Genomic DNA, 12,785 nt, shown 5'->3' on the forward strand with positions numbered 1-12,785 from the left:
CGATCATAGCTCTCGTCGTCAGGGCCACACTCAACGCAACTGGCGCGATTACGTTCACCGGAAATACGCTTGGTCTAAGCCGTTCCGATACTACAGGCCAACCGGGAACCCAGGACAGCATCGGTGCTTTTATCACGACCAATACAGCTCTCAAATTTGGAACCTATCCATCAGGAACAACCAGTCAATATACGCTCAACAATTCATCTGCCATACTAAATCTTCCTGCTGGGAGCACCATATTGTACGCTGAGTTAATCTGGGGCGGTTCTTACGTGAATGGCAACGTTAACTTAACTGCTTTTATTAACAATGCGGTCACCTTTACCACACCCTCAGGGACCTCCAGTATCACGCCAGACAACGCAACGAAGAATGAATTCGACTTAGGCAACGGGGCACTTGGATATGTCAGATCAGCCAATGTCACGACATTAGTCCATCAAGGAATGGCAGGTACTTACACTACAGGTAATGTTGTCGGAACTATCGTGGTTAACAATGATCCCACTGCCAACCACGCTGGCTGGACACTTGCCGTCATTTACCAGAACACCAGTTTGCCTTTTCGCAATATGTCGTTACGCGTTGGTGCTGTACTCGTACAATCCACATCACCACCTGTCAACACAACTATTACGGGGTTTGCTACACCAGTTACGGGAGCTTTAGGCGGCAGAGCGTTATTCAGCGCCCAGGAAGGAGATGCCAATCGAACAGGGGACCAAGCTCTATTCGGTCCTACAACCGCTTCATTAGTCGCATTGTCTGGACCCAACAACTTTGCCAATAACTTCTTTGCCTCGCAAATCAATAATGACGCAGGAAACCTTAATACGACAGGTACTTTCGGATCTTCCAATCAAATTAATGGAACGCCTGGTACCAATATTAGCGGGGGACGGCAAGGTTGGGATATCACCAACATTGATGTATCAGCACGACTCATTAACAATCAGTCCTCAGCCGTACTGCAATTAACGACCTCTGGGGACGCCTATGTGGTGAACGGCAATGGGATTCAGGTAGATATTAATGCACCCAAAATTAATGTCACCAAAAGCGCCAATGTGACTGGAGCCATTCTAGGCGATACCATCACCTATACCGTTACGACGAGCAATACGGGAACTGCCAGCGCGGCTAGTATTGTTTTGTCCGATGCATTGCCCGTGGGATCAACCTTCGTGCCTGGAAGCGTTACGGTAGCTGGAGTTGCCAAACCCACCTATGATATTACTGCCGGCGCCCCGCTTGGCTCACTTGCTTTCGGTACATCGATTATCGTGACATATAAAGCTACGATCACCAGTATTCCGACACCTCAACAGATTGGGAATATGGCGAATGCTGCATTTACGTTCCAAAGTGTCGCTGGGGGGCCTGTAATTACAGGTGTAATTCCATCGAATACCGTAACTACGCCCATTTATGCACCCAAAATTGGTATTGTGAAATCCGCAAACACAGCCAATGGTTCCGTGGGCAGTACTGTTACGTATACACTGCAAGTCGCCAATACAGGGAATATCGGAGCGAATGTCACCATTACGGATAATATTCCTTCGGGTACATCCTATGTTCCAAACAGCTTTAAGGTAAATGGCGTCACCATCCCTGGTGCGAATCCCGTGACAGGAGTCAACATCGGGACAGTAGCCGCCGGTGGAACATCAACCGTTACCTTCGATATTCTACTTCTCGTACTCCCTTCGCCTTCACAAATCATTAATAAAGCGAATAGTACATATACGTTCCAACCACCAGATGGCCGCACGATTTCTGGCTCTGCAGAATCCAATACACTCACAATCCCCGTTCGATTACCGAGCGTGGGCGCAGTCAAAAGCACACCAGTAGTCGATGCCGTTGTTGGCGACACTTTTACATACAGCACTGTAATCACAAATTCAGGTGTAGAGAGCGTTACAAATGTTGTTCTGACAGATACGTTACCAACGGGAGCTGTATTCGTTCCAGGAAGTGTACTCGTCGGTGGAATTGCAAAGCCAAGCGCTGTTCCAGATGGGGGAATTGGTGTTGGATCGATTGCTGCGGGGAGTTCTGTTACGGTCTCCTTCCAAGTGAATGTTGTCTCCTTGCCACCCTCAGGACAATTATCTAATCAGGCAAGAGTCTCTTACTCGTCAGGTACATTCAATGGAACTTCGTTAACCAATACGATTACAACACCTGTTTTTCAACCCCAAGTCTCGATAGCCAAAAGTGTGAATAGCACGAACGCTACAGTAGGCGATACACTGACCTACACACTTACGGTTAGCAATCAAGGTAATATCACTGTGCAACCAACGATCTTCGATGTTATATCCGCATCAACTTCGTTTGTAGCAGGCAGTGTTACGATAAATGGTGTTTCAAGCCCAGGTTCGAATCCTGCTACGGGCATCGTCGCAGGTTCACTAGCAGCATCCGGAACAACGGTCATTACCTTCCAAGTTGTCTTGCAAAGCTTGCCATCGCCGCCACGACTCACGAATTTGGCTACTACCAATTACACGTATCAACCACCGGATGGGCGAATATTGTCAGGAAGTGCCACGTCCAACACGATCGACATTCCTGCCTCTGCACCGAATGTTTTGGTTACTAAGACCATAAACCTGACCTATGCAGCTATTGGCGATGTTCTCATCTATTCCCTCGATATTCTTAACAATAGTGTAGTTCAAGTTACCAATGTGGTAATTAATGATGCGCTTCCGAATGGTGTTACCTTCCTACCCGGAAGTGTGAGCGTAGATGGTGTTCCCAAACTTACGGCAGACCCCACGTCTGGTTACACGCTAGGTTCTCTAAATCCTGGCCTCAATTCTCATGTCGTTTTTCGTGGAACTGTCACATCCGTCCCCAACCCGCCACAGGCTGAAAACCATGCCAGTATCTCATTCACTTCTGGCGCATTTTCTGGGGCAACTTTTTCGAATACCGTCATCACCTACATCGAACAGCCGATCATTTCTCTCACCAAAAGTGCTAGTCAATCCTTAGCGGTTATTGGCGATATCATTGCGTACACAATTGAAGTACGTAATACCGGAAGTACAGCAGCAATTGTTACGATTTTTGATAATATTCCTGCTGGCAGTTCCTTTCTCGTGAACAGTGTTAGTGTCGATAATGCACCATTGCCAGGCGTTGACCCTGTAAGCGGAATCCCTATCGGCACCATCTCGGCAGGTAGTACTAGGAATGTCTCCTTTTTGGTGACTGTAGAATCGCTGCCTAGCCCGCAGCAATTAGTTGACCAAGGTACAGCTAGCTACACATTTACGCTCACTGATGGGCGTTCTCTCTCCGGAACAGGCAGTTCCAATACGGTATCGATCCCTGTATCTGCTCCCAACGTCGTGGTGATGGAAACTGCCAATGTGAGCACTGCGATTCAAGGTGACACGGTTATCTACACCGTTGTGGTCACCAACCAAGGTGTTGCGAACGTCAACAATGTTATTTTGACCAGCATTGCCGATGTAAGCACTTCATTCATTCCCGGAAGCGTCATCGTGAATGGCGTACCCTCGCCTAACACGAATCCGTCCACCGGTATTCCAATCGGTACTCTGGCTCCCAATACGCCAGTTACCGTGACATTTGAGGTGAAAATCACAATGCCAACGCCACAAATCATTAATCAATCCAGTGTCAGCTTCACATCTGGAACATTCTCTGGTTCATCCTCTTCCAATAATGTTGTTACGCCTGTTACTCAAGCTAATTTTACGTTGGTGAAATCTGCCAATACGGCAAATGCAACAGTTGGAGATACCGTTGTTTACAGTATTTTAGCGACGAATACAGGGAATCTTCAAGCTGACGTCATCGTAACAGATTCGATTCCAGCTGGAACCTCGTTCGTTCAGAATAGTGCACTCGTAGATGGAACGCCACAGCCAGGTGCTGATCCTGTTACTGGCATTAATGCTGGAACGATTGCAGCCGGCAGCTCCAAAACAATTTCCTTCTCGGTTATCATTAACACCCTGCCTAGTCCACAAATAATCAGTAATACAGGAACTGCCACCTACACATTTATTCCACCGGATGGTCGTGTTGTTACGCGAACGTCTACGTCCAACACGGTTTCATTCCCTGTCTCTTCACCGAATGTTCTAGTAGCTAAAAGCACAACATCCACAGCGCTAACTGTTGGTGACACTATCACTTACACGTCACTCATAACGAATAGTGGTATTACTGCAATCAATAATGTTTCCTTCTCTGACCAAATCCCAACAGGAGGTACCTTTGTTCCAGGCAGCGTGGTTATCATCGGCGCACCTACGCCTGTCGTCCCACCGAATCCGGCTACTGGCGTAACTCTTGGTACGATTAACGCAGGCGCAACCGTTACCGTTTCCTTCGATGTCGTCGTTACTTCATTGCCAAGTCCTGCACAATTCAATAATTTTTCAGCAGTCAGCTTTACATCCGGTGCGTTCTCGAGCACAACCACTTCCAATACGATAACAACACCTATTTATCAGCCTGTTATCGCTGTTCTCAAAAGTGCTAACACGACGAATGCCACGGTTGGAGATACCGTTGTCTACACCCTAAATGTATCGAATACAGGCAATTATGCAACTGATGTGTTCATTACTGATACGATTCCTTCTAATACGACATTTCTTGTGAACAGCGTATTCGTTGGCAATCTGCCTTGGCCAGGTGCCGACCCTGCAACAGGCTTTTCCATCGGTACCGTTAATCCTGGGACAACAGTTCCCGTCAGTTTCTCCATCATTATTGATTCACTGCCAAACCCACAACTTCTAACTAACACCGCAACGGCTGCTTATTCGTTTACGCTGCCAGATGGTCGGATATTCAATCGAAGCACGAATTCGAATACGGTTACGATTTCTGTTTCTTCTCCTGATGTCAGCATTGTCAAAAGCACTACGGTTACAGATGCTGTCGTTAACGATATCATTCCCTATACCTTCGTTATCACCAACAATGGTCTTGCTCCTATCAATAATGTCGTTTTCTCAGATCCATTGCCTACTGGAGAAGTGTTCGTTCCAGGCAGTGTTGTTATTACAGGAGCACCAACTCCTCCCGTTCCACCGAATCCTGTGGCAGGGATTAGTCTTGGCACCATCGCAGTGGGTGCGACGGTCACGATTACATTTAATGTCCAAGTAACGGCCTTACCTGATCCTGCGCAATTGAACAACTATGGAACAGTCAGTTTCACGTCTGGCGCTTTCTCAGCGGTTACGTTCTCCAACACGATTACAACACCTGTTTATCAACCGATTCTCGCTGCTGTGAAGAGTTCTAGTACGACTAACGCCACGATTGGCGATCTGATTATTTACACAATCAACGTCTCGAACACTGGTAATTATCCTGCATCCGTATCCTTGGTTGATACGATTCCGAACGGTACGATGTTCCAAGCGAACAGTGTCGTCCTGAATGGCATGACACAACCAGGAGCAGATCCTGCTGTCGGCATTCCGTTCACTTCACAGCCAGGTGCTACCGATATCGTTACCTTTGGTGTTGTAATTGTATCTTTACCGAATCCGCAATTGCTAACGAATATAGCAACGGCCAACTTCACCTTTACTCCACCTGATGGTCGTGTACTAACTGGGGCCATCAATTCCAATACCGTGAACATCCCTGTCTCCGCTCCTAACGTCACGATTGTCAAATCATCGACAGCAACCGATGCTGTCGTTGGCGATACGATTACTTATTCCGCTACCATCGCAAATAGTGGTATATCTACCGTCAACAATGTGCAGTTTTTTGATCAGCTTCCTGCTTTCACAGCGTTCATTCCTGGCAGCGTCACGATTAATGGTGTTGTAGCACCAAATGCAAATCCAGCGAACGGCATCTCACTTGGCTCCATTCTGCCTGGCAACATGGTAACGGTCAACTTCAATGTCACCGTAACGGCTTTACCACCATCCCAGCAATTAAGCAATCAGTCGTCCGTCAGCTTTACAACTGGCGCTTTCGCCGCATCAGCCTTCTCGAACACCGTTATTATTCCAGTCTATCAGCCGATTATCTCGGTTCTGAAAAGCGCGAGTACAACCAATGCCACAGTTGGCGATACGATCATTTACACCCTAACGCTCCATAATGCTGGAAATCTTCCGGCTGTCGCTACTGTGTTTGATTCCATCCCATCGGGTACGGCATTTGTTCCTAACAGCGTCATCATCGATGGGGTTACTCAGCCAGGCGTAGACCCATCAACAGGAATCAACGCGGGTACTATTGCACCAGGTGATTCTGTCGATGTTAAAATTACTCTTGAAGTTACTGTCGATGCATTACCATCTCCTCAACTTCTATCCAATCAAGCGACAGCGAACTATACGTACTCACCGCCAGATGGTCGTCAGTTATCAGGAAGCGTCCTTTCCAATATTCTGATTATTCCTGTTTCAGCACCTAATGTTACCGTTGTGAAAAGCACGAATGCCATTGATGCGATTGTTGGCGACACGATTACATACACAATCGTTGTTACGAATAGCGGCATTGAAGCTGTAAATAACGTCGTTTTGACGGACCCTATTCCAACAGGAACCGTCTTTATTCCAGGCAGCGTAAAAGTAGATGGCATATCCAAACCAGCGCTGAATCCGAGCACAGGCGTTCCAATCGGTACGATTCCTGCCGGTGCGTTTGTCACGGTTATATTCGAGGTGACGGTCGTATGACGGCCGACTCACACTCTGCAAATCACCTTATAAATCAATCTGTCGTAAGATTCAGTTCAGGCACTTCGACCAGCCATTCTTACTCCAACATTGTAGATACTCCTGTGGTTGGTCCAATTATTACTGTGCTCAAAAAGGCAAACACCCATCTGGCCGTTCTCGGCCAGATCATCACCTATACCTTGACAATCGCCAATAAGGGTAACTTGGATGCACAAGTTACCCTTTTTGACAACATGCCTGAAGGTACGACCTTTATTCCAAACAGTGTTATCGTTGATAATACCCCGCTGCCGATGGCCAAACCTGATACTGGCATTCCACTTGGAAACGTGCATGTATGCCAAACCATTGAAGTTACCTTCCAAGTCATCGTTCTCGAAATACCTGCCAGTAGATGCCTTAAGAATCAAGCAACCACTGTCTATTACTTTCATACACCTGGAGGTAGAGATGTTTCAGGAAGCTCGAAGTCCAACACAGTCATCATTCCGTTCAAAGAAACGAAAATAAGATTCACCAAACATGCTAGTACAACATCAACGTATGTTGGTGACACCGTAACTTTTTATTTCACCATAAGGAATGAAGAAGCTTGTCCGGTCCATCATCCGTTTTTTAAAGATGAATTGCCTGCCGGGGTTGCCTTTGTACCCGGAAGTGTCAAAATCGATCAGGTTAGTTACCCGTCCGCAAATCCGAATGTGGGTATTAAGCTTGGAGAAATGCCTGCGCATTCGGAAGTTTGTCTTCAGTTTCAAGTTACCATTATGCACGTGCCTACATCCCATTGCATAGTTAATTCAGCCGTTTTAACGTATTCCAACGAAGTTGACAAAGGAAAGATCGTTTCGAATACGATATCGATCCACGTGTACGATCCTGCCCTGACTGTGGTTGAATCCGTGCTTGAACCTCAGGCAACTCTTGGAGATACTTTGACGTATGACATTACCATTACCAATCATGGCAATATTGCCACAGAGGTTCAGCTTTCCGATTTCATTCCTCAAGGCAGCTTCTATGTCGTGGGAAGTCTTACCGTAGATGGCGTTCCCTATAGTCAGAAGATTCTCCCAAGCTCCATACCGCTTGGCACGTTGCAGCCCAACAAGTCATTCCTCGTGAAATTCCAAGTCACTGTCAATTCGTTTGCCATTTCCTTGGATCAGAGGCTGCTAATTAGTCAGGCTCATGTTCTATTTACTTATCAACTGCCAGATGGTCGCATCGTCTCCAATCAGATGTTAGCTAATCTAGTGGGCGTTGAACTCTTACTGCCTATCATGGATGTTCTACTCTCAGCTACTCCTCGTCATGCTGAGCCTGGTACGATCATTCATTACCAAATTCTAGTTGCCAACACTGGAAATTTAGCCGCGAATCAGGTGAATGTGCTCGACTGGATCTCTCAACTCAATACACTTATTCCGGGCTCCCTGCGGATAAATGGCATTCTCATCCAAGAAGTCAATGTGAAACAGCCATTGTTCCTAGGCAATCTGCAACCACGATCGACCAGTGAAATTACCTATGATGCTTCGATTATTCATCATTCCAATGCGAGACGTCTCACGCTTCAAGTTCCTGCAACGTTTGAGTACCAAGTGAATGTGCCCGTTCATAAAGGGACTGTGCTTTCAAATGTCATCGTCATTCGAATTGAACATTCGGAGGAGTAGCCGAGAAGATCGCGTATAAGTCGATTTTGCCGACTTACGCGAGCGCGCCTTCATAACAAACAAAGCCGAGGCTGTAATAGCCTCGGCTTGTTTTGTTACTTACGATCATTAATCGCCTTGATGATTTCCACAGGAATCTTCGGCTTGCGATCATAAGTTAGCAACCCATTGATTTCCTGCTCGACATCCGTCAATTGCGTATAACAGTAGCCTTGCACAACGCCTGAGTTCAAGAGTGGACGAATGACGGCGCGCAGCTTTTGCTCATAGTCTTCATCGTTATCTGCACCTGAGTAACCCCAGCCTTCCCATTCACTCTTCTTGTAGGCAATTCCGCCAAATTCGGTGACAAGGATCGGCTGATTTTGATAAGGAAACCCTTCTACAAACAAACGTCGATTCGCCGGCATCGCATGAACGGCCTTTTCCTTGGAGCTGTAACGCTCGCTCAAGACCTCTTCCCTCCACTCATAATCATGAATGGCGAATAAGTCGGTCGTCACCAACTCCCATCCATCATTTGAGATAACAGGTCGCATAGGATCCAGCGATTTGCTCAAATGATACATCGTCAAAGCATGCTGTTGCTGTAGTTTATCAATTTGGATGTTCGGGACACCCCAGCTTTCATTGAGCGGTACCCAAGCAATAATCGACGGGTGATTATAATCACGCTCCATCGAGGCAATCCATTCTTTGGTAAATTGACCTACGTATTTATCCGAGTACTCATAGGCATTCGCTGCTTCACTCCAGACTACAAGCCCAAGTACGTCGCACCAGTACAGGAATCTTGGATCCTCCAGCTTCTGATGCTTCCGAGCACCATTGAAGCCCATAGCCTTCGTAAGCTCAACATCTTGTTTAATTGCATCGTCGCTCGGTGGCGTCAAATTCCCATCAGGGAAATAGCCTTGATCCAGTACCATTTTCAGAAAATAAGGACGATTATTCAGGCACAATTTGCCATCCTCGATCGAAACTTTGCGCATACCGAAGTAACTTCCTACAACATCCTCAACCTCATTATCGACTAGCAGCGTGAACGTGACATCGTATAAGTTCGGTTTCTCTGGTGTCCACCATCCGCCAAGCCCATGATCATTAAAATCATTCAAACGTATCTTCCGTGCTCCTGTCCCGCTCCTAATCCCATACACATCTTCTGAAACTAGCTCGCCTTTAAAAGATATAGCAACCTTCAACTGGTATTTGGACGTCGATTGAGCGTCGATTCCTTCGATTTCATATTTGATTTCGATTTGCTTCGCATCGATATCCGGCGTCATCTTTACCTTATCTAAGTAGGCGTTCTCAGAAACAGCCTCCATCCAAACCGTTTGCCATATCCCTGTAGTTCTTGTATAAAAAATACTTGCGGAATCCGCTTTCCAGTACTGCTTTCCTCTAGGTAGTGTTACGTCTTTGCTAAAATCCACTGCCTTCACAACGAGCATATTCGTCCCTGCTTGAAGCGCTTCCGTAATATCCGCATGGAATGGCGTATGACCACCTTCGTGAGTTGCTACAAGAATGCCATTCACCCAAACCGATGCCAGATAATCCACGGCACCAAAATGCAGCAGAATTCGTTTACCGACAAAAGATTGTGGAATCTCCAGCTCGCGGCGGTACCACACGATATCGTGGAATTCATTACTGCCAATACCGCTTAATTGACTTTGGAAAGTAAAAGGAACTTGAATCTTCTGCGAGAACGCTTTCTCACCTTTATGCCATTTTTCTTTCGTTCCTATGGAAGCATCGTCGAACTCGAACTGCCACTCTCCGTTCAAGTTGATCCAGCTATCTCGTACAAATTGCGGTCTAGGATATTCAGCTCTCGGTTGGTTGCTCATTGGTAAAGGAAAACCTCCAATTAGATAATTTATAAGTTAACTAAATAACGTAATAATTCCTGTTTTCATTATGCATCCGTACGAAATCAAAGTCAATACGCGTTATTCAATTAACTTTTAAGTTACTCTTAAGTATCTTCTCGTGACTCTACTTCCCCTTCACATACAAAAAGACCCCACATAGATAGTCTCTACGTAAGGGTCCTTAGATCATAAATTAGTCGATGTAACCGGCCATGCCATTTTTCATCAAGTACTCCATCTCGGCTTCCAGAATCGTATCCACCGCAAGCTCACTTAGTTTCACGTCGGGACGGCCTAGAATATGATCGATCAAATCATCGCTGTCGATATCTACAGCGCCTTTCGAGCCTTGTTCCGCTTTGGCGATGTAGGCTTTCTCATGTTTTAAAACTAACTCAATCTGTTTCGGATCTGCCTTCGTCTTGCTGATGATGAATTGTAAAAGCTCCTGCTCATTCACGCCTGCAGTCATTCTTCTCTCACTCCTATTCGATGTATGCAATCTATTGTACCATAGATGGACAAAAAGAGACCCACAGCAACGGGCTGCGGGCCTAAAGGTTTATATTTTAAAAGGGGGTCGTCTTTTATTATAACCGACTTACATGTATGGCAGATGACTACTATATTTCTTTTATATTACAAATTTACATGAATTACGTAAGGGACGATGAACACTTCGTTATTTTGCTGAAACTGGCCCCAAATTTTGTAGATCCCTTTCGAAGGAAATACAATCTTGAACGCCGCGGTTGGCCCTGAAGTCGCTGCTGAATCCGTCGGATGTACATGGACAAAATCGTTCCCATCCTCACTAATGGCAACTACATGTCCAACACTCCCAAGATATGGTTGCAGATTCGTTACAGGTGTTTTGGCAGCTCCCTGCTTAAACGTGAACACCATGTCCAGCTCCATGCCTGCCATGAGATGATCGAAGGCTAGGGTGACTTCCTTGTCACCGACCTGCTTCGTTAAGCTTTTGTCCGGCTGCAGCTTCACAGCCTTCGGCACCTTCCCGTTAATGGTCAACCAATGGGACTGCACACTTTCCCCTAAACCCGTTGGCGTGAAATCAGCAATAAGCTGATAGTAACCTCCAGCTGGGAAGGACGCTTGGACATCGAATCGCCCCGCGCCAGCATAGGTGGGATGCAAGTGTTCGAAGTAGGACAAATCCTTGCTAACCACAATAAGGTGCATGAGCTTCTCGTGCATCACATCGAACTTCTCGATGGGGCGATTCCATTTATTTTGAACCAGAATTGTGATGTTCGATAACTCTTTCGGTAAATAGTTCGGTGAATCCACCGAAAAATGAGCAATTGCATCGCTCGTATGTTGATGTGTAACGGATGACGATGACATCGTCATACTCGACATGCCAGACATATCGGACATATCAATTGTTGTGGTGCCTGACGAACCGCAAGCGGATAGGAGTATAACGAAGCAAGCTAAGGGCAATAGCTTTAATCTCATTGGCTTTTGACGGATGAAACCGGCCCTGCAAGAATGCTTAAACCAAGTGAGGACAGTGCACATAGGAAGATCGAGCCACCCCAGAGCTCTGGAGACCAGTTCAACGTTTCGAATAATTTCAAATGTGCGAAATATAGCCCCCAGATCAAGACAGGCAGTACAAAGAAGACAGCTTTATACCGCCAATCTGCAGTGTCCCGCTCCTTGATTTCTCGAAATAATACATCACCGATCACACCGCTGATAAGCAAAATGATAATCGAGCTAGAGTCTCTAAATCCGTCCAGCACCGCCAGGAATATCGACTCAAATAGAAAGAAGAACGTAACCGTACCGAACGGGAGTTTCCATCTGCGCAATACAAACATCAAAGGAATCACAAGAATCATCGTCGTAATGAGGAAATCCACCACAGCTCTTCCAATAGCATCCTCACCTCTGGCCATCCATAGATTCTGCCGAAAGGACCATGCGTACATAAGGAAGAAGGCGAACACCGTAAAGGTTAGTCCTATCGAAGTTAACGCCGGTAACAATTGGCGAAACGTCGGTGCAGTCCCCTTTTCAGCAGCGCTGATCGCACGGTAGGGACTTGTCAGAATCATTAAGGCACCAGACAGGAGCAGAAGATGCGTAGGGCTAAGCAGGGCTTCGATATTTTTTTCAATCCCAAATACCGTATGCCAGTACATATCACCAAGCCCACCTACAAAGAAAAGAATGACCCCCGCAACACCAAGTTTATAGCCGACGGGAATCGCTGCGAACCATGAGGTCGATTGAGAGCTGATTTTGTTCGAACGAATCATCATAAAAATCCACACCGCACAAGCCAAATAGCCAGAGTAAAGAATCGCGTGCCACGGTGTAAAAAAGGTTTCTACCGCACCGTGATTATGGACGAAGCCATCAATAAATAAACCAATGATAAGCCACATGCCCATGATCATCGTGATCGAATGCTTGGACGTCGTCGTGGTTGCTTGCGACTTACTCACCGCTACTTGGACAGACAAAACAAT

6 protein-coding genes are annotated in these 12,785 nt (G+C 46.3%); 2 read left to right on the top strand and 4 right to left on the bottom strand.

The features are described from left to right. The first annotated feature begins 5 nt into the window (after nt 1-5). Complete coding sequence (locus tag L6I86_RS07460; RefSeq protein WP_476739353.1) at nt 6-6,716, top strand: DUF7507 domain-containing protein; 6,711 nt, start codon at nt 6-8, stop codon at nt 6,714-6,716. Continuing rightward, a complete protein-coding gene (locus L6I86_RS07465) occupies nt 6,713-8,398 on the top strand; it encodes a hypothetical protein (RefSeq protein WP_236285937.1) in 1,686 nt (561 codons plus the stop codon). The genes L6I86_RS07460 and L6I86_RS07465 overlap by 4 nt, the downstream gene beginning before the upstream one ends. A 95-nt stretch (nt 8,399-8,493) precedes the next feature. Here L6I86_RS07465 and L6I86_RS07470 read toward each other — a convergent pair whose 3' ends face one another. The 4 genes from L6I86_RS07470 to L6I86_RS07485 all read right to left on the bottom strand — a co-directional run bounded on the left by L6I86_RS07470 (nt 8,494) and on the right by L6I86_RS07485 (nt 12,779). After that, a complete protein-coding gene (locus L6I86_RS07470; RefSeq protein ID WP_236285938.1) occupies nt 8,494-10,257 on the bottom strand; it encodes a glycoside hydrolase family 2 protein in 1,764 nt (587 codons plus the stop codon). Between the two features lie 217 nt (nt 10,258-10,474). Continuing rightward, a complete protein-coding gene (locus L6I86_RS07475) occupies nt 10,475-10,753 on the bottom strand; it encodes a hypothetical protein (RefSeq protein ID WP_057310523.1) in 279 nt (92 codons plus the stop codon). 167 nt (nt 10,754-10,920) lie between these two features. Further along, nucleotides 10,921-11,763, bottom strand: a complete 843-nt coding sequence (locus L6I86_RS07480) for a hypothetical protein (RefSeq protein ID WP_236285939.1) — start codon at nt 11,761-11,763, stop codon at nt 10,921-10,923. Beyond that, complete coding sequence (locus L6I86_RS07485; protein WP_236285940.1) at nt 11,760-12,779, bottom strand: hypothetical protein; 1,020 nt, start codon at nt 12,777-12,779, stop codon at nt 11,760-11,762. Before L6I86_RS07485 ends, L6I86_RS07480 begins: the two co-directional genes overlap by 4 nt. Between the last annotated feature and the right edge of the window lie 6 nt (nt 12,780-12,785).

It is taken from the genome of Paenibacillus allorhizoplanae, assembly GCF_927798215.1.
Classification (GTDB): Bacteria; Bacillota; Bacilli; order Paenibacillales; family NBRC-103111; genus Paenibacillus_E; species Paenibacillus_E allorhizoplanae.